General features: G+C 59.9%; 25 protein-coding genes. 16 read left to right on the top strand and 9 right to left on the bottom strand.

Features of this window, described 5'->3' with window-relative positions; translation table 11 throughout:
* Positions 1-152 precede the first annotated feature (152 nt).
* From ACQ4MS_RS04830 to ACQ4MS_RS04800, 7 genes are all read left to right on the top strand, one after another.
* The gene (locus ACQ4MS_RS04830; protein WP_431098078.1) at positions 153-662 is read left to right on the top strand and encodes a DUF2244 domain-containing protein; all 510 of its coding nucleotides are present in this window, start codon (positions 153-155) and stop codon (positions 660-662) included.
* A gap of 126 nt (positions 663-788) precedes the next feature.
* Complete coding sequence (gene coxB, locus ACQ4MS_RS04825) at positions 789-1,973, top strand: cytochrome c oxidase subunit II (protein WP_431098077.1); 1,185 nt, start codon at positions 789-791, stop codon at positions 1,971-1,973.
* 93 nt (positions 1,974-2,066) lie between these two features.
* Positions 2,067-3,701, top strand: coding sequence for a cytochrome c oxidase subunit I (gene ctaD / locus ACQ4MS_RS04820; protein WP_431098076.1), 1,635 nt, complete (start codon positions 2,067-2,069; stop codon positions 3,699-3,701).
* 23 nt (positions 3,702-3,724) lie between these two features.
* Entirely contained in the window at positions 3,725-3,835 is a 111-nt protein-coding gene (locus tag ACQ4MS_RS04815) for a cytochrome oxidase small assembly protein (RefSeq protein ID WP_431098075.1), read from the top strand.
* 42 nt (positions 3,836-3,877) lie between these two features.
* Complete coding sequence (locus tag ACQ4MS_RS04810; protein WP_431098074.1) at positions 3,878-4,489, top strand: cytochrome c oxidase assembly protein; 612 nt, start codon at positions 3,878-3,880, stop codon at positions 4,487-4,489.
* Complete coding sequence (locus ACQ4MS_RS04805) at positions 4,486-4,695, top strand: DUF2970 domain-containing protein (protein ID WP_431098073.1); 210 nt, start codon at positions 4,486-4,488, stop codon at positions 4,693-4,695. The genes ACQ4MS_RS04810 and ACQ4MS_RS04805 overlap by 4 nt, the downstream gene beginning before the upstream one ends.
* Positions 4,696-4,771: 76 nt before the next feature.
* A complete protein-coding gene (locus ACQ4MS_RS04800) occupies positions 4,772-5,689 on the top strand; it encodes a cytochrome c oxidase subunit 3 (protein WP_431098071.1) in 918 nt (305 codons plus the stop codon).
* Between the two features lie 80 nt (positions 5,690-5,769).
* Here the strand turns inward: ACQ4MS_RS04800 and ACQ4MS_RS04795 are convergent, their stop codons facing one another.
* Positions 5,770-6,003, bottom strand: coding sequence for a twin transmembrane helix small protein (locus ACQ4MS_RS04795; RefSeq protein WP_431098070.1), 234 nt, complete (start codon positions 6,001-6,003; stop codon positions 5,770-5,772).
* Positions 6,004-6,021: 18 nt separating this feature from the next.
* Between ACQ4MS_RS04795 and ACQ4MS_RS04790 the strand changes: the two genes are divergently transcribed.
* The 5 genes from ACQ4MS_RS04790 to ACQ4MS_RS04770 all read left to right on the top strand — a co-directional run bounded on the left by ACQ4MS_RS04790 (position 6,022) and on the right by ACQ4MS_RS04770 (position 10,446).
* The gene (locus ACQ4MS_RS04790) at positions 6,022-6,777 is read left to right on the top strand and encodes an SURF1 family protein (RefSeq protein WP_431098069.1); all 756 of its coding nucleotides are present in this window, start codon (positions 6,022-6,024) and stop codon (positions 6,775-6,777) included.
* A 92-nt stretch (positions 6,778-6,869) separates the two neighbouring features.
* Positions 6,870-7,502 (top strand): hypothetical protein, encoded by a 633-nt coding sequence (locus ACQ4MS_RS04785; RefSeq protein ID WP_431099536.1) that lies wholly within the window; start codon positions 6,870-6,872, stop codon positions 7,500-7,502.
* A gap of 143 nt (positions 7,503-7,645) precedes the next feature.
* The gene (locus tag ACQ4MS_RS04780) at positions 7,646-8,869 is read left to right on the top strand and encodes a COX15/CtaA family protein (RefSeq protein ID WP_431098067.1); all 1,224 of its coding nucleotides are present in this window, start codon (positions 7,646-7,648) and stop codon (positions 8,867-8,869) included.
* A complete protein-coding gene (cyoE, locus tag ACQ4MS_RS04775) occupies positions 8,866-9,786 on the top strand; it encodes a heme o synthase (RefSeq protein WP_431098066.1) in 921 nt (306 codons plus the stop codon). The genes ACQ4MS_RS04780 and cyoE overlap by 4 nt, the downstream gene beginning before the upstream one ends.
* A 9-nt stretch (positions 9,787-9,795) precedes the next feature.
* Positions 9,796-10,446, top strand: a complete 651-nt coding sequence (locus ACQ4MS_RS04770; protein ID WP_431098065.1) for an SCO family protein — start codon at positions 9,796-9,798, stop codon at positions 10,444-10,446.
* Positions 10,447-10,601: 155 nt separating this feature from the next.
* Here ACQ4MS_RS04770 and rpoH read toward each other — a convergent pair whose 3' ends face one another.
* A complete protein-coding gene (gene rpoH / locus ACQ4MS_RS04765; protein WP_431099535.1) occupies positions 10,602-11,531 on the bottom strand; it encodes an RNA polymerase sigma factor RpoH in 930 nt (309 codons plus the stop codon).
* A 579-nt stretch (positions 11,532-12,110) separates the two neighbouring features.
* On the opposite strand from rpoH, the gene ACQ4MS_RS04760 reads away from it, so the two are divergent.
* A complete protein-coding gene (locus ACQ4MS_RS04760) occupies positions 12,111-13,118 on the top strand; it encodes an OmpA family protein (RefSeq protein WP_431098063.1) in 1,008 nt (335 codons plus the stop codon).
* Positions 13,119-13,156: 38 nt separating this feature from the next.
* Here ACQ4MS_RS04760 and ACQ4MS_RS04755 read toward each other — a convergent pair whose 3' ends face one another.
* The 7 genes from ACQ4MS_RS04755 to ACQ4MS_RS04725 form a co-directional block, all read right to left on the bottom strand.
* Positions 13,157-13,450, bottom strand: coding sequence for a hypothetical protein (locus ACQ4MS_RS04755; protein WP_431098062.1), 294 nt, complete (start codon positions 13,448-13,450; stop codon positions 13,157-13,159).
* Between the two features lie 68 nt (positions 13,451-13,518).
* On the bottom strand, positions 13,519-13,983 hold the full coding sequence (locus ACQ4MS_RS04750) for a DUF962 domain-containing protein (protein ID WP_431098061.1): 465 nt from the start codon (positions 13,981-13,983) through the stop codon (positions 13,519-13,521).
* A 116-nt stretch (positions 13,984-14,099) separates the two neighbouring features.
* The gene (locus ACQ4MS_RS04745) at positions 14,100-15,074 is read right to left on the bottom strand and encodes a Bug family tripartite tricarboxylate transporter substrate binding protein (protein WP_431098060.1); all 975 of its coding nucleotides are present in this window, start codon (positions 15,072-15,074) and stop codon (positions 14,100-14,102) included.
* Positions 15,075-15,100: 26 nt separating this feature from the next.
* Positions 15,101-16,111: an Ldh family oxidoreductase gene (locus tag ACQ4MS_RS04740; RefSeq protein WP_431098059.1), complete on the bottom strand. Its 1,011-nt coding sequence runs from the start codon at positions 16,109-16,111 to the stop codon at positions 15,101-15,103.
* Positions 16,111-17,043, bottom strand: coding sequence for a hydroxyacid dehydrogenase (locus tag ACQ4MS_RS04735; RefSeq protein WP_431098058.1), 933 nt, complete (start codon positions 17,041-17,043; stop codon positions 16,111-16,113). Before ACQ4MS_RS04735 ends, ACQ4MS_RS04740 begins: the two co-directional genes overlap by 1 nt.
* 126 nt (positions 17,044-17,169) lie before the next feature.
* A complete protein-coding gene (locus ACQ4MS_RS04730) occupies positions 17,170-18,345 on the bottom strand; it encodes a UxaA family hydrolase (RefSeq protein WP_431098056.1) in 1,176 nt (391 codons plus the stop codon).
* 148 nt (positions 18,346-18,493) lie between these two features.
* Positions 18,494-18,775 carry a UxaA family hydrolase gene (locus ACQ4MS_RS04725; RefSeq protein WP_007862870.1) on the bottom strand — a complete coding sequence of 94 codons (282 nt, stop codon included), beginning with the start codon at positions 18,773-18,775 and terminating at the stop codon, positions 18,494-18,496.
* Positions 18,776-18,933: 158 nt separating this feature from the next.
* Here ACQ4MS_RS04725 and ACQ4MS_RS04720 point away from each other — a divergent pair, with 158 nt between their 5' ends.
* The 3 genes from ACQ4MS_RS04720 to ACQ4MS_RS04710 are packed head-to-tail and all read left to right on the top strand — an operon-like array spanning position 18,934 to position 21,535.
* A complete protein-coding gene (locus ACQ4MS_RS04720; protein ID WP_431098054.1) occupies positions 18,934-19,686 on the top strand; it encodes a GntR family transcriptional regulator in 753 nt (250 codons plus the stop codon).
* 2 nt (positions 19,687-19,688) lie between these two features.
* Positions 19,689-20,513, top strand: a complete 825-nt coding sequence (locus ACQ4MS_RS04715; protein WP_431098053.1) for an inositol monophosphatase family protein — start codon at positions 19,689-19,691, stop codon at positions 20,511-20,513.
* A gap of 8 nt (positions 20,514-20,521) precedes the next feature.
* Positions 20,522-21,535, top strand: a complete 1,014-nt coding sequence (locus tag ACQ4MS_RS04710; RefSeq protein WP_431098052.1) for a YeiH family protein — start codon at positions 20,522-20,524, stop codon at positions 21,533-21,535.
* Positions 21,536-21,547: the final 12 nt, after the last annotated feature.

The raw sequence follows: 21,547 nt of genomic DNA, 5'->3' as shown, positions 1-21,547 counted from the left end.
CAGCCGACGCGCGCAATTGCCGGGACAAGGGGTGTTTTCAGGGGGGCGGCAGGCCAAACCCGGCTACAATTCAAAGCTGAATTTTTGGGTATGTTCCCAAGCCTCATGCGGCCAATGCCTGGCATTGACCGCAGTTTTTTGAGGGTTGCCACATGCTGCAGCCAACACCAGCGTTTCGTTTTGCCACCTTGCCCGCGCAGGGCGCCCACAGCCACGATGCTGTGTTGTGGCTTCTCAAGCGTCACTGCTCACTCACACCGGCACAGCTGGGGTGGCTGTATGTGTCGTTATGCGGCGTGTCATTGGGAATTGCCGCATTTTTCTGGCTGCAGGGAGCCACCATGGTGATGCCTTTTGCATGGATCGAGCTGGTGGCGGTGGGAGCCGCATTTGTGGCATATGCCCGGCATGCGGGGGATGGCGAAAAAATTGTCCTTCAGGGTGGGCAACTCGTGGTGGAGCTGGAAACAGCAGGGCGCACCGAGCGGGCTGAATTCAACCGCGAATGGGTCCGAATCGAGCCCAAGGGTGGGGATGGGTCGCTGATTGAGGTGTTCGGGCAGGGCCGTTCCGTTCAGGTCGGGCGGCATGTGCGGCCGGAGCTGCGCCCCGCACTCGCACGTGAGATCCGTATGGCGTTGCGGGCAACTGACAACGCCTGAAAGACTTGTGTCAGTTCGGGTGCGGCGGGAAGACTTGCCGCTAACTTTATAATCAGCAGGTTAATTTGGTCGGTAACGTCGGTAATTGAAGCAGAAAAAGTGATCACGATGAACGTAAGCAACACCATGAGCAAAATGACACGGCTTGGCATGCAGCATGCGGGCGCAACTCTGGCATCTGCGGCAGCCTGGGTCAGCACCGCTGCTTACGCTGTCAACGACCTGCCGGGCGGCCCGGCCGTCAATCAGCTGAACCTGCATCCGGCAGCCACCAAGATCGCCGCCGAGCAGCAGTGGCTGCATTGGTTCATGATGGCCATCTGCCTTGTGATCTTCGTGGCGGTGTTCGGTGTGATGTTTTACTCCATCGTGAAACACCGCAAATCGGTAGGCCACAAGTCGGCCAATTTTCACGAGTCCACCGCGGTGGAAATCGCCTGGACCGTCGTGCCTTTCCTCATCGTGATTGCCATGGCACTGCCGGCCACCAAAGTGCTGGTCGCCCAGAAAGACACCACCAGCGCCGACCTCACCATCAAGGCCACCGGTATCCAGTGGAAATGGGGCTACGACTACATCAAAGGCGAAGGCGAGGGCATTGGCTTCGTCTCAACGCTCGACAATACGCACCGTGAAATGTCTGACAACGGCGGGCCTAAAGCCGGCGAAGCTCCCGACAACTACCTGCTCAAGGTCGACAATCCGCTGGTTGTTCCGGTCAACAAAAAAATCCGCATCATCACCACCGCTAACGACGTGATCCATGCTTTCGCGGTGCCGGCCTTCGGTATCAAGCAGGATGCGATTCCCGGTTTCGTGCGCGACACCTGGTTTCGTGCGGAAAAAGAAGGCGACTACTACGGCCAGTGCCAGGAACTTTGTGGCAAGGAGCATGCCTACATGCCTATCCATGTGAAGGTCGTTTCCGCAGCAGACTACAGCGCATGGGTAGCTGTCAAGGCCAAAGAAGCCGCTGCCAAGGCGGATGATCCGTCCAAAGTCTGGACGTTGGTGGACCTGAAGGCCCGGGGCGAAAAAGTGTACGCCGCCAACTGTGCCGCCTGCCACCAGGCCAATGGCAAAGGCGCCGGCCCGATCAAGGCTCTGGACGGTTCGCCAGTTGTTCTGGATGCGGACCACAAAAAGCAGATCGCGATTTTGCTGAACGGCGCCGCTGGTGGTGCCATGCCGTCGTGGAAAGCGCTGAGCGATACCGATCTTGCGGCCGTTGCCAGCTACACCAAGAACAACTGGTCCAACCAAACCGGCCAGATTGTCCAGCCTGCTGAAGTGCAGGCTGCCCGCAAATAAGCCAGATACGTCCCCACGACCAGAATCCGCCGGCGCGACCCGTGCCGGCCGCCAAGATAAAGCTACAGGCCAAAGCCACCAAAGGAAGCCAAGATGAGTGCAGTTCTAGACCATCACGATCACGCACATGATGACCACGATCACCATGCCCCCACGGGCTGGCGTCGTTGGGTGTTTGCGACTAATCACAAAGACATTGGCACGCTGTACCTGTTGTTCAGTTTCTTCATGTTGATGTTCGGCGGCTTGCTGGCGTTGATGATTCGTGCTGAGCTCTTCCAGCCCGGGCTGCAACTGGTCAATCCCGAGCTGTTCAACCAGCTCACCACCATGCACGGCCTGATCATGGTGTTCGGCGCCATCATGCCGGCCTTTGTTGGTTTTGCGAACTGGATGATCCCGCTGCAGATCGGCGCGGCTGACATGGCTTTTGCCCGCATGAACAACTTCAGCTTCTGGCTGATGATTCCTGCCGGCATCATGCTGGCCGGCTCATTCTTCATGCCAGGCGGCGCGCCCGCCGCGGGCTGGACGCTCTATGCACCGCTCACGCTGCAGATGGGTCCGTCCATGGACGCCGGTATTTTTGCGATGCATATCCTGGGCGCTTCGTCCATCATGGGCTCGATCAACATCATCGTGACCATCCTGAACATGCGCGCTCCCGGCATGACGCTGATGAAGATGCCGATGTTCTGCTGGACCTGGCTGATCACTGCTTACCTGTTGATCGCCGTGATGCCCGTGCTCGCGGGCGCCATCACCATGACGTTGACTGACCGCCACTTCGGCACCAGCTTCTTTAACCCCGCCGGCGGCGGCGACCCGGTGATGTACCAGCACATCTTCTGGTTCTTCGGCCACCCCGAGGTCTACATCATGATCTTGCCGGCCTTCGGCATCATCAGCCAGATCATTCCCGCCTTCTCGCGCAAGCGCCTGTTCGGCTACGCCTCCATGGTGTACGCCACCGGCTCCATCGCCATCCTGAGTTTCGTCGTGTGGGCGCACCACATGTTCACCACCGGCATGCCTGTCACGGGCCAGCTGTTTTTCATGTACTCCACCATGTTGATCGCCGTGCCCACGGGCGTGAAGGTGTTCAACTGGATCGCCACGATGTGGCGCGGTTCCATGACCTTTGAAACCCCCATGCTGTTTGCGGTGGGCTTCATCTTCGTGTTCACGATCGGCGGCCTGACCGGCGTGATCCTCTCGGTCGCACCCATCGACACACAACTGCAGGACACGTATTACGTCGTGGCCCACTTCCACTACGTGCTGGTGGCCGGATCTCTCTACGCCTTGTTTGCCGGCTACTACTACTGGTCGCCCAAATGGACGGGCGTGATGTACAACGAAACCCGCGGCAAGATCCATTTCTGGTGGTCGCTGATTTCCTTCAACGTGACCTTCTTCCCGATGCACTTCCTGGGCCTGGCCGGCATGCCGCGCCGTTATGCCGATTACCCGATGCAATTCGCGGACTTCAACGCCGTGGCCAGCGTGGGCGCCTTCTTCTTCGGTTTCGCCCAACTGTATTTCTTCCTGTTCATTGTGGTTCCCACGATGCGCGGCAAAGGTGTGCCCGCCAAGCAAAACCCCTGGGTGGATGAAGGTGGCAAGGGCGCCGAAGGTCTCGAATGGGAAGTTCCATCCCCTGCGCCTTTCCACACCTATGAAACGCCACCCAAGCTGGATGCCACGGCAACCCGCGTGATTGGCTGATTGACCTGAACCGGTAACAACGCATGACACCCGAGCAAAAGAAAAGCAACCTGAAGCTGGCGCTGATACTCGCTTCGGTGGCGGTCGTCTTTTTTGCTGGCTTCATGGCCAAAATGATTTTTCTGGCCCGCTGAGCCAGCCTGATTGACTGCAGGCTCAAACCGATACCCCCTGTGATGCGGCTCAAGCGCGAAAACTTCAACATGATGGGCAAGCTGGCCGTGATCGTGCTCGGCATGTTTGCCTTCGGTTATGCACTCGTGCCCATCTACAAGGCGATTTGCGAGATGACCGGCATCAACGTGCTGGCGCTTGGTGACCAGCGTATTCCAGGTGCCACGGCGACCATTCCTGCCAACACGCAAGTGGACCGCACACGAACCATCACGGTTGAGTTTGATGCGAATTCACGTGGCCCCTGGCATTTCAAGCCTGCCCAGAACTCAGTGCAGGTGCATCCCGGCGAGTTGACCACGGTGATGTACGAATTCCAGAATGTGCAGGACCGGACCATGTCTGCGCAAGCGATCCCCAGCTATGCGCCAGCACAAGCGGGTGCTCATTTCAACAAACTCGAATGTTTTTGCTTCAGCCAGTACACCTTGGCGCCCGGCGAGAAAAAACAGTGGCCGGTGGCATTTGTGATCGACCCGAAACTGTCCAAAGACGTTGGCACGATCACCTTGTCGTATACCTTTTTTGAAGTGGGCGGCAAGACGCCGGCCGCGCCGGCAACGACCAAGGCGACGACAGCTGCCACCGTATTTGTGAACCAGGCAGGCGCATGAGCATGGCCACGGCACCCGTCAAACCCTCTTTCTGGCGTACGGTCAAGGCGGTGGCCTGGTCGTTCGTAGGCCTGCGTGCGCGCGGTGATTACGAAGAAGACGTGAAGAACTTGAATCCTCTTTACATCATCGGGGTTGGGTTGATTGCCGTGTTTGTGTTTGTCGCAGCCCTGGTGCTGCTGGTGAACTGGATGGTGGCGCGCTAAACGGTGCGTCGATCCAGCAACCGCGGTTTGAACTAAAGATTATTTGGAAATTCGAGAGAAAAACAGGAGTCGAGCGATGTCATCAGCAACCCACGGGTCAACCCCCCATTACTTTGTTCCCAGCCCGTCCAGCCATCCGGTCATGGCGGCTATCGGCCTGTTTTTTGTCATCCTCGGTGCCGGCCAATGGATTAACGGCGCCTCGTGGGGCGCCTGGTCGCTGGCTTTCGGCATGGTCTGGTGGCTGGTGACGCTGTTCCGCTGGTTCAGCGAGTCCATCGCTGAAAGCGAAGGCGGTATGTACGGCCGCAAGATTGATTTGTCTTTCCGCTGGAGCATGAGCTGGTTTATTTTTTCCGAAGTGATGTTTTTCGGCGCCTTTTTTACCGCGCTGTGGTGGGCTCGCTCACACTCCTTGCCCGCGCTGGGCAGCCTGGAAAACGCACTGCTCTGGCCTGACTTCAAGGCGGCCTGGCCTTCGATCGTGGCCGGTGCCACGACCTCGCCGGCAGACATCATCGAGCCGTTCACGGCCATGAAGCCGCTTGTGATAGGCGGCGGCCTCTGGGCCAGCATCATGGGTTCTTTGCCTACCGTCAACACGGCCCTGTTGCTCAGCTCCGGTGTCACCATCACCATCGCCCACCATGCCTTGATCGAAGGCAAACGCGCACGGACCATTGCCTTTATGTGGGCGACCGTCGCACTCGGCGTGGTCTTCCTGTTCGTGCAAGGTTATGAATACTTCCATGCCTACACCGAGATGAATCTGAAGCTTTCGTCCGGTGTGTACGGTTCGACCTTCTTCCTGCTCACGGGTTTCCACGGCTTCCACGTGTTTGTCGGCATGCTGATGCTGCTGTTCATTACCCTGCGCCTGCAAAAAGGTCACTTCACGCCAGAGAAACACTTCGGTTTTGAAGGCGCCGCCTGGTACTGGCACTTTGTGGATGTGGTGTGGCTGGGCCTCTACATCCTGGTGTACTGGTTGTAAGGGACCAACTGCGGCCAAGGCCGCTCAACCAAAGGCCGCTTGATGCGGCCTTTGTTATTTTTTCGTCACGGGAGTGGCGCTTATTTACCGGCCGGGATGCCGGTGGGCTGGATATAACCGAGCTTCCACGCAATCAGAATGCAGACAAACAGCAAGACTGAAAACCCGATACGGAACGCCAATGCGCGCGCCATATTGCTGGTTTTGCGTTTGCTCCCTTCTTCGTTGTTCTGGCCGCCTTTAAGCATGAAGAAAAGCGCTGAAGCCAGGCTGGCGAAGATGGCGATAAATGCCAGTGCAATGAGGTAAGTCATGAACAGGATTATCGGCTCATGACACATGCTTTGCACTCCCGGCGCTTCTGGCTTCTCACCGTGGCCGCATTGGTGGTTGCCGGCACGACCTTTTCGCTGGGGCAATGGCAGTTGCGCCGCGCCGCGCAAAAAGAAGGGCTCCAGGCCGCCATCGACTCAAAAGGCAGGCTTCCCGTGCTGGATGCGCGCTCGCTAGTGGCGGCTCCAAACGTCACCGACGAGGTCCATCGGCCTGCCGCGCTCAAGGGAACATGGTTGACGGAACACACGGTTTACCTCGACAACCGCCCCATGAGCGGCAAGACGGGCTTTTTGGTGGTGACGCCCTTGGCGCTCGAAGGCACGTCGCAGGCCATCCTGGTGCAGCGCGGCTGGGTGCCGCGTAACTTTGCCGACCGCACACGCCTGCCGGATGTTTCAACGCCTCCGGGCGGCGTGACGGTCGAGGGGCGCATTGCCCCGCCGCCTTCAAGGCTCTATGAATTCACCGGGGTTGAGCGCGGCCGGATACGGCAAAATCTGGACTTGTCCGCTTTCCGCAAGGAAACCGGTTTGCCCCTGCTGGAAGTCTCGCTGCTTCAGACCGGCGCTGCCAGCCAGGGCCTGCTTCGTGAATGGGCCGCACCCAATGTGGGCGTGGACAAACATTACGGATATGCCTTCCAGTGGTTCGGGCTTTGTGGCCTGGTGATCATCCTGTATGGCTGGTTTCAACTGCTTCTTCCTCTTCGTGCCCATATGCGCAATCAATCACACGGCCAGCCAACGCCGTGACAACTCCCGTGACAAACGATACGCCTGACACTTCTTCAACCCGCGCGGCATCCGCCGTGCAAGACCAACCCCTGGGCCTGACGGTGCATGCAATGCCCGTACTCGACCAGACCAGTACGCGCGCGCCCAGCACCATCGCCGGCCGCTGGAAAATGCTGGCCGTGCTGCTGGTATGCGCATCGCCGGTGATCGCGTCCTATTTCACCTACTACGTGATCCGGCCTGAAGGCCGCCGCAATTTCGGCGAATTGATCGATCCGCAGCGGCCGTTGCCGCCGCTGGTGACGCGCGCACTGGATGGCCGGGCCGGAACCTTGACTGCGCTCAAAGACCAATGGTTGCTGGTCAGCGTGTCCGGTGGTGCCTGTGATGCGAGGTGTGAGCAGAACCTGTATTTCCAGCGCCAGCTCCGTGAGTCGCTGGGCAAGGAAAAAGAGCGCCTGGATCGTGTCTGGCTGGTGATGGATGAAGCACCTGTGCGCGATGCATTGCTCCCGGCTTTGGCGTCATCGTCGGTGTTGCGTGTCGCGCCTGCCGACCTGACGCAGTGGCTGCAGCCGGAGGCGGGCAAGCGCCTCGAAGACCACCTTTACCTCGTTGACCCTATTGGCAACTGGATGATGCGTTTCCCGGCCGACATGGACGCAGCCGCTGCCGCCAAGGCCAAGCGTGACCTGGATCGCCTGCTCCGTGCGTCCAACAGCTGGGACAAGGAAGGCCGGTAGATGACGCCCCCACGGTCGCTCACTGCGTGTAGCTCCCTGCCCCCCGAGGGGGCCGCTGCGCCTGCGGTCTGGCAAAGCCAGTCCCGCGGCCCCGGCTTGCCTGAATACCTTCAGGACGTTGCGGGTTACCGTTACTTTTGATCATGACCGCGCAAAACCTTTACGACCTGAGCCCCGCCCTGCGCCTGATGATCATGGGCCTGGTGGTTGCGCTCGGGCCGTTAGCCTGGGTGTGGATGCACAACAAAAATGCGTCGGTGACGCAGCGCTTGCGTGTGTTAACGCTGGTCACACTGTTCCTGACGTTTGACCTGGTGATCTTCGGCGCCTTCACCCGGCTCACCGATTCTGGCCTGGGTTGCCCTGACTGGCCCGGTTGTTATGGCAGCGCCAGCCCGGTGGGCGCACAAATCCACATCGAAGCTGCGCAGACGGCGATGCCGACCGGCCCGGTCACGCACTCCAAGGCGTGGATTGAGATGATCCACCGCTATCTGGCCACCGGTGTCGGCGTATTGATCCTTACGCTCACGGTCACCAGTTGGCTGGAGCGCAAGCGGATATCGTCCGACCGACGGGCAGCCCTTAGGTCGGACAGCCCCCTTGGGGGGCAGCGCATTACACAAAGTGAAAAGCGTGGGGGCTCAGTTTCCCCTTGGTGGCCCACTGTGACTTTGATCTGGGTGTGCCTGCAGGGCGCATTCGGCGCGCTTACTGTCACGATGAAACTCTTTCCCGCCATCGTCACGATGCACCTGCTGGGCGGTCTGGGTTTGCTGGCCCTGTTGCGCGCGCAGGCGGTGCGGTATGCGCAGGCGTACGGCGACAACGTCATCATTCTTTCCGGCGGCCTGCGCCTGGCAGTACTCGCGGCCTTTGCATTGCTCTGGGTGCAGATCGCCCTGGGCGGCTGGGTCAGCACCAACTATGCCGTGTTGGCCTGCACCGACTTTCCGGCTTGTCAAAACTCGCTCTGGCCGCCCATGGACTTCAACCAGGGCTTCACGCTGTGGCGCGGGTTGGGGGCAGGCCATGGCGGTGCCAATATCAGCTTTGAAGCGCTCACGGCCATTCACTACGTTCATCGCCTGATGGCTTACTTTGTGTTTGCGGTGTTTCTGGCGCTGGCCTTTTACCTGCACCGCGTTTCCGCTTTTCGCACCTCCGCGCGCTGGCTGGCGGGGCTCGTCCTGTTGCAGGCTGTCACAGGCGTCAGCAACGTCGTGCTGGGCTGGCCCCTGCTTGCCGCGGTGATGCATACCGGCGGCGCGGCGGCGCTTGTCATTGTGCTCAGTGGCGTGGTTTTTTCGAGCCGAAGCGAGCCCTTTGCAGCACATGCGTCAAAATTGACTACCCCTTCCCCATGAATCCCAGCACCCCGTCAGCCGCTCCGGCTTCCGCCGCGCCCCACGTTCCGTCGAAGTTCGCGCAGTTTTATGCGCTGACCAAGCCGCGCGTGGTGCAACTCATCGTGTTTTGCGCCCTGATCGGCATGGTGCTGGCCGTTCCCGGCGTGCCCGCCTGGCCTGAGGTGAAGCTCGCGCTGATTGCTTGTGCCGGCATCTGGCTGGTGGCCGGCGCCGCTGCCGCCTTCAACTGCCTGGTCGAGCAGCAGATCGACGCCCGCATGCGCCGCACGGCATGGCGCCCCACGGCCAAGGGCGAACTCAGCAATCCGCTGACGCTCTCTTTTTCGGCCGCACTGTGCGCGCTCGGTTCGTGGATTCTGTATGTATGGGTCAATCCGCTCACCATGTGGCTCACCTTTGCCACTTTTATTGGCTATGCAGTGGTCTACACCGTGATCCTGAAGCCGATGACGCCGCAGAACATCGTGATCGGCGGTGCCTCGGGCGCCATGCCGCCGGTGCTGGGCTGGGCCGCCATGACCGGCTCGGTCGGGCCAGAGGCATTGATCCTTTTCCTGATCATTTTTCTCTGGACGCCGCCGCACTTCTGGGCGCTGGCACTCTACCGCGTCGAGGACTACCGCAAGTCCGGCCTGCCCATGCTGCCCGTCACCCACGGCAACGAGTTCACGCGCCTGCAGGTGTTCTTGTACACGCTGGTACTTTTCCCTGCCTGCCTCATGCCCTTCATCTTCAAGATGAGCGGCTGGCTCTACCTGGTGGTTGCCGTGGTGCTCAGCATCGGCTTCAGCTGGTATGGCTTTCGCCTGTGGCGCAATTATTCCGACGTGCTGGCACGCAAGACCTTCCGCTTTTCGCTGATACATCTTTCGGTGCTGTTCGCAGCGCTGCTGATTGACCATTACCTCGTCTAGGCCTGCCTCATGAAACTTCACGTTACGCGCCCCTCTGATTTCTCCGGCCGGCGATCGGCTATCAAAAATATAGCAAGTAATGTGGCATTGGTGCTGGCTGCGGGCGCTTTTGGCTTGTTGGCTGGCTGCGCACCTGACAAGCCGCAGTTCAAAAGCATTGACCTCACCGGTGCCGACTACGCGCAGGGTTTCACGCTTGCCGACCACAATGGACAGGTGCGCACGCTCAAGGACTTTGCCGGCAAAGTGGTTGTGGTGTTCTTCGGTTTCACGCAGTGCCCCGACGTGTGCCCGACCTCTATGGCCGAGCTGGCCGAGGTCAAGAAGCTGCTGGGCGCCGACGGTAGCAAGCTGCAGGCGATCTTCATCACCGTCGACCCGGAACGCGATACGCCCGAACTGCTAAAGGCCTATATGGGTAATTTTGACCCGACCTTTGTGGCGCTGCGGCCCACGATGGATCAGTTGCCTCAGGTCGCCAAGGACTTCAAGGTGTATTACAAAAAGGTCGACGGCAAGACACCTGGCAGCTACACCATGGACCATTCCGCGGGCAGCTACATTTTCGACGGCCAAGGGCGCGTTCGCCTGTACAACCGTTACGGCAGCGGCGCTGAAGGCCTGGCATCGGACATCCGCCTGCTGCTGAAAAACACCTGAGTGGTTGGTCCCGCCTTGCATCTGCGGCTTGATTCATAGTCGACGCCGCATCAGCAGGGGGCACGAGTAGGGAACAACCCGCTGCGGAAAAGAAAAAGCCCGCACGTTGCTGTGCGGGCTGTCTTTAGAAGGTGAAGAACTGCTAGCTGCAGTTTTTATGCGTAAGCCGCCAGCACCTTCTTCATTTTCTTCATGGCCGCTACTTCAATCTGGCGAATGCGTTCTGCACTGACCTTGTACTCGTCGGCCAGGTCGTGCAGCGTCATGCCGCCTGAACCGTCGTCGTTTACCTTGAGCCAGCGCTCTTCCACGATGCGCCGCGAACGCGGGTCGAGATCTTCCAGCGCTGCGGTGATGCCATTCGATGCCAGATTGTCGCGCTGGCGCGACTCCATCAGCGCCGTCGGCTCCTGCGTGGCGTCGGCCAGGTAGGCAATCGGGCCAAAGGCGTCTTCGCCGTCATCGCTCGGGCTCGGGTCCAGCAGCACGTCACCGCCCGACATGCGCTGCTCCATCTCCATGACTTCCTCGCGCTTGACGTTCAACGTCTTGGCCATCGAGTCGATCTGGCCTTCCGTCAGGGTGTCGCGGTGCGTCGCCACATCGGCGTCGTCCTTGTAGCCCTGCTTCATTGAGCGCAGGTTGAAAAACAGCTTGCGCTGGGCCTTGGTCGTGGCGACCTTGACCATGCGCCAGTTTTTCAGGATGTACTCGTGGATCTCGGCCTTGATCCAGTGCATGGCATAGCTCACCAGGCGCACGTTCTGGTCCGGGTCGAAGCGCTTGACGGCCTTCATCAGGCCGATATTGCCTTCCTGAATCAGGTCGCCATGCGGCAGGCCATAGCCCAGGTATTTTCGCGAAATCGACACCACCAAACGCAAGTGAGAGAGCACTAACTTACCGGCAGCATCAAGATCATTGTTTTCCTTGAGTTTTTTGGCAAATTCCTGCTCCTGCTCCAGAGTGAGCATGGGAAGACGGTTTACGGCGGAAATATAAGCGTCCAGGTTGCCCAGCGGGGGCACCAGCGACCAAGGGTTGACGGCTGTGGACGGGCCGGATTTCGGCGCGACAGCGGTCAAAGAAGCGGGGGAAAGAGCATAAGACACAGCAAGACTCCTTTCGTCTGGTGCTAAATATTAGCACTCTGTTTGAGAGAGTGCTAAGCAATAGGTTCAATGACTCGGATAGCGCAAGGCTAATAAGTGGAAACCCTTGGTATGAGCAGAATTGTGAGTCATTGGTTCAGGGGGATTGGTTTCTGTCTTGTAAATGCGCGGTATCGGTTTGTACCGTTGCCAAACCGCTTCCAGATCCCCGAGTGCTATCGATTCAGTAGCGGCTGGCGCCCATCCTTATTGGGCTGGTGAGCGATTTGATGTGGATGCTAGCTTCCCGGGGGGGGGGGGGGTTACCAATCTTGGGTGGCAAAAAAGCCTCTGGCCAAGGCGGAATCTGCGGGGGGTGCTATAAATTTAATAGCAATGGGCGGTTTCAGCCCAGCCGGGATCTGGCGTCGCGCATAAGGAGATGCTGTGCCTTGAATCAGTGAAAAATTTGGCATTTTTGGCAGCGTTGCCGACTGTTACCGGGCGTCTCCACGGCAACAAAGCAACAAGCCGTATTCTCCCGGGAGTTTTAACTGGAGGGAGAAGGGTGCAATGTTGATTCGAAGCCTGTTTATGGGAGCCTTGGTGCTGGTTTTTGTCGCTGGCGCGGGAGCGCAGGATGTGAAGGGCGGCAAAGACCATCCGCTGATATCCCGCTATCAGGGATCGCGGCTGGTGGCCTGGCGTGCTGCGCCATTTGCCGAAGTCAAACCCCTGAAGCTGCTGACGGAAGCTGTCGCGAAAGAGAAAAAGCTGGATGCCGGGCTGGCCGTGGAAGGTGAGGTGCAGGAGCTTTTTTATGTCTCACCCAAGGGCCGCAATGCGCTGGAAGTCCAGCGCAACTACGAAACAGCCCTGCAGCAGGCCGGCGCCACGCTGATCTACACCTGTGTGGACGGCACCTATGGTTGCCACAGCCGCGGCGGCCCGGCTGGAGACATCCTGCTGAACGGCCCCATCCCGGATTCGCAACGCATCAATAGCGGCGTTTATGTGGTCTTTGGCGCCCTGGCGACCAACTTGCGGTTTTCCCTTTTCAAACTGAACCGTGGCGGCGTCGACAGCTACATCACCGTCTATTCAGTCGATGCACCCGCTGACGCCAAAGACTACGCGGGCTCAGCCGCGACTTACCTGCAAATAGTACAACCCAAGACCGTGGAAACCGGCAAGGTGAGTGTTCTCAATGCCAAACAGATCAGCATGGGCCTCAGCACCGACGGCAAGATTTCGCTCTACGGCATTTCCTTCGACACCGGCAAGGCTGACATCAAAACTGAATCCAGACCGCAGCTGGCCGAGATGGCCAAATTGTTAAAGGACAACAGTGCCTTGAAAGTTTTCATCGTCGGCCACACGGACAACCAGGGGTTGTTTGACGCCAACCAGACGCTGTCCCAGCGCCGGGCCGAGGCCATCGTTGCCGCGCTGGTCAAGGACTACAAGCTCGATGCCAGGCGGCTGTCAGCACGCGGTGTTGCCAACATCGCACCGGTGGCCAGCAACACCAGCGAGGCCGGCCGGGCGAAAAACCGCCGTGTGGAGCTGGTGGAGCAGTAAGTAAAGATAAAGAAGAAGCAGTGGAGCGTCTGCTGCTTTTACGGCAGGCGCTTGTCGTCGCGCACTTCGCGTACTTCGACGTCCACCACATCACCCGGGCGAGAACTGGCCGGGTCGCCTTGGGCAGGTCCGCCTGGCCACATGCCCTGGGGTGAATAGCGCTGAAAACGGCCAAACACCATCGCCGGCGCCGGCTTGCGGCCGGTGACCAGCGACTTCAGGAGACTTAGCGCCACGACAATCAGCGCTGCGACCAGCAGGCTGACGGCAAACACCGCCGCGAAGATGCCAAAGAGCAGTCTGAAGAAAAAACGCAGAATTTTGCTGATCAAGCGAGATGTCCGTGAGAGGTTTAAACCTTTTAACTGGAGGTTGGCAGCTTGTTTTCAAGCTGGATGGATCACCAGCGTATACCTAGACGCGTAAACAATTTGCTCAGCACAAACAACGGCCCGACCCAGAGGTACTGGATATCTTCAAAAAACGAGGGTTTCTTGCCTTCGATCTTGTGGCCGATGAACTGCAGGATCCAGGCCCCCACAAAGATGCCAGCGCAGATCGGCAGTACCAGTGACCCCATCGCCAGCAACACGCCCAGGAATACGGCCGACCACAGCGCCATACTGACAAAGAATACCGCTGACAGACGTGCGTAATAAACCATGCTGGCTGCGACAAACGCGTACGCGACGTAGGGATGGAGGGCGAACAGCATGCCGACCAGGCTCAACATGATGAGCGGAATGGCAATGAAGTGGATCAGTTCGTTGCGCGGGTTTTGGTGGCTTTCGCCGTAATGCGCCAGCAACTGGTCAACCTTGCGTGATCCGGCAAGGGCAGGGGAGGTGTCCGCGATGTCGTTCATTGATATGTCTCCAGTGGGAATGCTTTTCTGCCTTTTCCCACCGGACTTTAATCCACAGGCGATGTTTTACAAAGCCCATGTGCGACACGCGTGCCCCCCGCGGGATTTTCGGGGCTTCAGGTGGGCGTAATCTTCGCGGTCTTGATGATGCGGTTCCAACGATCGATTTCGCTCTTCAGGAAGCGGCCGAATTCGTCAGAACCTTTTTGTGTAACACGAAAGCCCTGCTGTTTGGCGCGTTCTTCCACTTCGGCGCTGTACATGATCTTGATCATCTCGCGCGAATACTTGTCTACGATCGCATCGGGTGTTTTGGCGGGAAGCATGGCTGCCGTCCAGTTCTCGACAAAGAGGCCAGGCATGCCAGCTTCCAGGGCTGTCGGTACGTCGGGCACTGCCGGATGCCGGCCCAGGCTGCAGATCGCGATCGCACGCAGCTTTCCACCTTTGACGTGGGCGATGGATTCCGGGAAGTTGGAGAAAATCACGTCCAGCTGGCCGCCGATCAGATCGGTCATCGAGGGAGCGCCGCCACGGTAGGGGACGTGGATCATTTTTGTTTTGTTCAATTCGTTGAACAAGGCCATGGTCAGGTGCGGCGGTGTGCCATTGCCGCTGGAGCCGGCGCTCAGCTGTTTGGTCTTGGACACCGCAATCAGGTCCTTGAAGTCCTTGATGGGACTGGCTGCGGGAACGACAATGAGCATCGGCGAGCCGGCCAGCAGGGCAACCGGACGCAGATCTTTGGTAAAGCTGTAGGGGGCATTGGGATACAGGGACACGTTCGCAGCATGCGTCAACGTGATGGCCAGCAGGGTATTGCCGTCGGGCGCTGATTTGGCGACCTGTTCGGCGCCGATCTGCGCGTTTCCGCCGGCTTTGTTTTCCACCACCACGGGAACCTTCCACGCCTCGGTCAGCTTCTGGGCAACCGTGCGGGCCATGATGTCGGTCAGACCGCCAGGCGGGAACGGAACCACATACTTGATGGTGCTGCCCGGCTTGGGAAAAGCCTGCTGGGCCAGCCCCAGGCCTGGAACACCCGCCAAGGCTGCACCTGCTGATGCCAATACGATGTCACGACGTTTCATGGTTACTCCTCTTGATTGAATAATTGTTAACTCACTAACTGATCCAACTGCGATTTGAGTCCGTCGGGAATGCTGACTCCCGTTTGTAGTGCTTTCGTTTCGAGTGCAATCCGCCGTGCACCTGCCAGGCGCACGCCATCATCCAGCAACATCTCGGCGATCAAGGTCTCCATGCGTTCGAAGTAGCTGTCTGTGCCCGCAAGCGCACCTGGGTCGATCAGGATGAAGGCCTGACCGATACGTGGCTGATTGCCTTCATCGACAAAAAATGATGATGCCTCAAAAGCAAATTGCGCGCCGATCACGGCAGTGACCAGCAACTCGACCATCAGCGCGAGCATCGAGCCCTTGGGGCTGCTCACGGCACCCAGCGGTAGCATGGAACCTTCCAGCGCCGCCTGTGCATCGGTGGTAGGCCGGCCTTCTGTGTCCAGTGCCCAGCCCAGTGGAATGGCCTTGCCTTCCTTGGCGGCGACCATCACCTTGCCGCGCGCTACTTCGCTCAGTGACAGGTCAATCAGCAATGGATCGGCATGTCTGCGGGGAAATGCCGCCGCGATCGGATTGGTTCCAAAGACCGGATGTTTGCCCCCCGCCGCCGGCATGGCCGCAGGTGCGTTGGCAAAGCCCAGGCCGACCAGCCCCGCGCCAGCGGCGGCGCGCAGATGGTCAACGAGCACACCGCAATGGTGGCTGTTGGTCACACCTGCAAAACACACGCCCAATTCGCGGGTGGTTGTTATGGCGGTAGAGATCGCCAGGTCGCAAGCGGGGAAGGCCAGGCCTTGCTTTGCGTCCACCAGCACGGCGGCCCCTTTTTTGTGCGCCACGGCAGCGACAGCGTTGCCGTTTGCCCGGCCATTGCGAAGATGGGTGACGTATTGCGGCACGCGGCTCAAACCATGGGAGGCGAGCCCTTGTGCTTCGGCGCGAACCAGCGCTCTTGCGGTGGCGGCTGCCATGGCCTCTGCCGCGCCCGCCTTGCGCAGTGCAATTGTGGCAAGGCGGGTTGCTTCTTCAATAGACAGTTGGACCATTACTTCAGGCTCTCCAGCACTCTCTCCGCGATCATGAACGATACGCGTTCATTTGACTGCATGCTGAGACCCGAAATGTGTGGTGTAAGCAACAGGTTGGGACATCCTTGCAACACTGCGCTCGCGGGCAGGGGTTCGGCATCAAAAACATCGATGGCCGCACCACCCAGGTGCCCGGACCGCAGGGCAGCGCTGAGCGCCGAGATGTCCACGATGTGACCGCGCGAGGTATTAATTAGTACTGCGCCTTTCTTCATCTGGCCAATCCGCGCCGCACTGAAAAGCCCGCGTGTCGCATCGACCAGGGGCACGTGCAATGTGACGGCGTCCGACGCGCTGATGAGGTCGTCAAGGTGGCCGTACTGCACCCCCGTTTGCGCGAAAACCGGGGCATCGGGCATTAGCGCGGGGTCATAGGCGATCACGCGCATGCCCAGGCCCAGCGCCAGGCGCGCGGTAGTCTGGCCGATAGAGCCGAACCCGATGATGCCCAGCGTCTGTCCGGCCGCTTCACGGCCGTTGCTCAATGCAGCGCGCGGCCACTGGCCGGCTGCCACGGCCTCGGTGGAAGCAAACGCACCGCGCAGCAGCATCATGGTGCTGGCAACAACGTATTCGGCGACGCTGAGCGCATTGGCGCCCGAAGCCGGTATGACCTTGATGCCGCGTGCTTCGCAGGCCGCCAGATCAATGTTGTCCAGTCCCACCCCCAGCCGGCCCACCACCTTGCAGCGGGCCATCGCAGCAAGCAGCTCGCCGCGCACCTGCGTGAGGTTGCGCACGATCAACACATCCGCCTGGCCCGCCTCCGCCCGCAGGCGGGCAGCGTCGCCGACCAGCTGCGGGTCATAGAGCACGTCGTGTGCCGCTCCAAGCTGCGCCACCGCGCGCTCGTCCATGAACTCACAGATGACAATGCGAGCGCGCGTCATGAACGAACCGCCTCCACGAAAGTGAAAAGCGTGGGGGCCACGTTTCCCGTCGGGCCACCCCAAGGAAAATGCGCCCCCTCGGGGGGCAGCGCATTACACGAAGTGAAAAGCGTGGGGGTCATATGTTCAAGCGGACTCAAACAGGCGCGTCAGTACGAACTCGCGGTGGCCGAGCGCTTCTGCTGCGGTCAGGCGGCCGTTGGCGGTGCGCAGCATGTTCTCCAGCAGCTTGTCGCCGGCTTGGTCGAGCGTGATCTCGCGCTGCAGCAGCCCGGAGGTGTCCACGTCGATGTGTTCGCTCATCAGGCGCACGGTGCGGGGGTTCGAGCAGATCTTGATCACGGGAACAATCGCATTGCCGATGACATTGCCCTGGCCGGTGGGAAAGAAATGCACCGCGTAACCTGAAGCTGCGCACAAGGTCACCATCTCGGCGGCGGCGCTGGACGAGTCCATGAACCACAAGCCCGGGTGCGTGGGCATCTCGGCCTTGTCGATGACGCCGTCGACCGTGCAGACCTTGCCGATCTTCTGGATGTTGCCCAGTGCTTTTTCCTCGATGGTTGTAAGGCCGCCGGCAATGTTGCCCTTGGTCGGCTGCGAATCCGACAGGTCACTGGTCTTGTGGCGGTTGATCATGTCCTGGTAGCGGTTGAACATGAACATGAACTGGTCGCGCACCGCGTCGTTGGCGCAGCGGTCAGCCACAATCTTTTCTCCGCCGGTGATCTCGGAGGTTTCACCGAAGCACAGGTAGTTGCCGAGCGGGTGCAATTTGTCGAAGGCGTTGCCTACCGTGGGATTGGCGCCGCATCCTGAGGTGGTGTCGGACTCGCCGCATTTGGTGGACACCCAGAGTTCGGAGATAGCGCAGACTTCACGCTGCTTCTCGCTGGCCCATTGCACGTATTCACGCGCCGCCTTGGACGCCTTCATGATGGTCTCGTGGTCGCCATGGCCTTCGATGCCGAAGCCCACCACCGGTTTGCCGGTCCGGGCGATGCCGTCGACCACTTTTTTGGTCCAGCTGTCTTCAATGCCGATCACCACCACGGCGGCGACATTGGGGTTGCAGCCGGCGCCGATCAGGGTGCGAAAGTGCAGTTCCAGGTCGGCGCCAAACTGCAGCCGGCCGTAGGGATGCGGAATCGCCATGCAGCCCTTGATGTTGTGCGCCACGGCTTCGGCGGCTGCATTGGAGAGGTCATCCAGCGGCAGGATGATGACGTGGTTACGCACGCCGACGCGGCCGTTCTCCCGGCGGTAGCCCAAAAACGTGGTGTCTTTATCGATGACTGACATGGGGGATCCTTTTAAAGTTTTTTAAGTGGATGGTCTGGATGGCGTAGCGAACGGACGGCAGGCAAGCCGCAAACCGCGGACGGGTTTTCGCCCGGCGAGGGTTTGCAACGCGGCATCCCGCCTGCGCAGTAGCCAGGCAAGCCATCAACTACCAGCGTTTGGTTTTGATGTTGTGCACATGGGCGTGCTGGCCGGCCTTGATGTTGGCAACGACCTTGCCCATGTCAATGCCGTACTTGAGCACGGTGTCGCCGACAGCCATGTCCTTGAGGGCCACCTTGTGCCCAATGGGAATGTCCTGCTGGGCCTGCACATTGATCATGCGGTCCTCGTCCATGATCCAGCCGGTCATGGCGGTTCCCGCCTTCACACCTTCCACCACCACGACAGCCACGGTGTCCTTGGCGTCATGTAATACGAAATGAATCATGGGGTCTCCGAATGGCCTGGGTTAAATCGAGTTGCCAGTTTTAGGGGCGGGCCGCGCCTTGTCAAATTACTCATATATATGACTTGTACGACCGGTTCATCGGTGTTTCAATGGCGGCCGTGAATGTCAAAAACAGACCGGCTCCGTTGCGGCCACTGATGAGTGAAGAGGCCATGCCGCTTTATCGCCAGGTCAAGCGCGAGCTGCAAAAACTCATTGAAACCGGGCATTACGGTCCTGATAAGCCCCTGCCCAGCGAGGCGGATATTTCCGCAGGCCTGCGGGTCAGCATAGGCACCTTGCGCCACGCCGTGGACGAGCTGGTTCACGAGCATGTGCTGGTGCGGCGCCAGGGCAAGGGAACCTTTGTGGCGCCGCATAACAATGCCCGGTTCATGTTCCAGTTTTTTCACGTGGAGCCGCGCTGGAATTTTGGTGACGATGATGCGGCGCGGGACCGTGACTACCCGGAAATAGACTGCATCGCATTTGGGCGGGAGCGGGCCACAGAGCAGGAGGCAGCTGCGTTGCGCATCAAGGTGGGTGAGCCCGTGTTCAGGGCAGAGAACCGGCTCGCCCTGCAGGGGCGGGTGGTCATGCATGACCACTTGTCCGTTCCTGCGGCGCTGTTCCGCAACCTCACCGAAAAGCGTTTTGTGGAAAGACCCAGCACGATCTACGCGCTCTACCAAACGGAGTTTGGCATCACCGTGCTGCGGGCCCAGGAACGCGCGCGCGCCACGGCGGCCGACCGTACCCATGCCCGCCTGCTGGGGCTTGCGGCAGGCGCGCCGGTGATGGAGGTGCACCGGCTGGCACTGACGTTTGGAGACAAGCCTGTGGAGTATCGGATATCCACCATCAACACTCAGGCGCATGACTATGTCAGTGTGCTGTCCAAAAGGGCATGAACATGGACCTTGCTGTCGTACTGGACAAAGCCCGGCTCGCAGGCCTGGAGGCAGCCACCCGCATCCGTCAAGTGCAGGGGGAATTGCTGCCTGTGGATGTCCGCCAAAAATCCCCGGGCGACTGGGTCACGCGATTTGATCGCGAGGTGGAAGACGGTTTGAAGGTCGCCTTGCAGCAATCCTTGCCGCACAGTGGTTTTGTCGGAGAGGAAAGCGGCGGCGAATTAACGGAGCAACCCACCTGGCTGGTCGACCCGATTGACGGCACCGCGAACTTTGCCCGCGGCTACCCCCAGTACGCAGTATCGATTGCCCTGTGTGTGGACCGGCAATCCGTGCTGGGCGTGATCGTGGATCCTTCCCGCCACGAAGTTTTTACCGCGGCAACGGGCCTGGGCGCACACCTGAACGGGCAGCGCCTGGTATGCGCTGCTGCGCGTAGCGCGAGGGAGTGCATGATTTCGACGGTGTTTCCGAAGCCGGATGCACCCTTCATGGCCGATTACCTGCGTGAATTTGGCAATGTACTAACAACGTTCGGCCAGGTCCGCAGAAGCGGCTCCATGGCACTGGAGCTGGCCTATGTAGCGGCAGGCAGGGCTGATGCCTTCTGGGAGCGCGGCATGGGTGCGTGGGACGCTGCGGCCGGACTGGTACTGCTGCGCGAGGCCGGTGCCGCGATGCTGCCGCTGGACGGTTTGCCCCTGCTGCAAAGCCAGATGCTGGTGGCGGGAAGCCCCGCCGGTGCGGTGTTGCTGGAAAACGTCCTCCAGCGCCATCACGGCGGTCAAGATCGCTCGCCTCGTTCTCCAGTTACTTCTATTTAATACCCCCAATGATTCTTCAATGGCGCCTGGCGCTGGTTTCCCATTTTCCCGGCGTACTGGTCTGCCTGGTGATCGCACTGGCAGCGACTTTTATTTCCGAGCACCATGGAGGCCCCCAGTTGCTCTATGCCTTGCTGATCGGCCTGGCATTTCATTTTCTCAACAGCCACCCCCAAGCGGCCAAGGGCATCGGCTTTTGCGGCCGCGTGGTGCTGCGTGTTGGTGTGGCACTGCTGGGCGCCCGCATCACGTTTGCACAAGTGGCCCAGCTGGGCGCTGGAACTGCGGTGGTCGTCGTGCTGGCGGTTGTGCTGACGATTTTGCTGGGCGTACTGCTGGCGCGCTGGCTGAAATGTTCGCGCGATGAAGGGCTGCTGTCGGGCAGCGCCGTGGCCATTTGCGGCGCTTCGGCGGCGCTGGCCGTGTCTTCAGTGCTGCCCCAGACGAAGGAGAACGAACGCTTCACGCTGCTGGCGGTGGTGGGCGTCACGGTACTGTCCACGCTGGCAATGGTGGTCTACCCCTTCAGCCTGCAATTGATCGGGCTCCTGCCAAGCCAGGCGGGCATCGTCCTCGGAGGCTCGATCCATGATGTTGCGCAGGTGGTGGCCGCCGGCATGATGCTGGGGCCGCAGGCGGGCGACACGGCCACCGTCGTCAAGCTGTTTCGCGTCATGATGTTGATGCCCATCGTGCTGTTGATCGCCGTGCTGTACCGCAACCATCCGGCCGTCAAGGTGCCGGAAACAGAGGTGCCGCTGGTGCCGGGCTTCCTGATCGCTTTTGTCGTGCTGGTCATGCTGGCCAGTGCCGGCCTGATCGCGGCGCCGGTGGTTCAACTGGCCAGTGATGCGTCGCGCTGGATGCTGGTGACGGCCATAGCCGCGGCAGGCGTGAAGACCAGCTTTGAGGACCTGCTCAAGCTGGGCTGGAAACCTGTGGCACTGCTCCTGGTGGAGACGATCTTTATCGTGGCCTTTATGGTGCTCTCGGTGCTGTTGCTGAAGCTCGGCATGCCCTGAGCGCTGGCCGCG

This window comes from Polaromonas aquatica, from assembly GCF_050626995.1.
Classification (GTDB): domain Bacteria; phylum Pseudomonadota; class Gammaproteobacteria; order Burkholderiales; family Burkholderiaceae_C; genus Polaromonas; species Polaromonas aquatica_A.
This window is presented reverse-complemented; position numbering and strand designations above follow the sequence as displayed.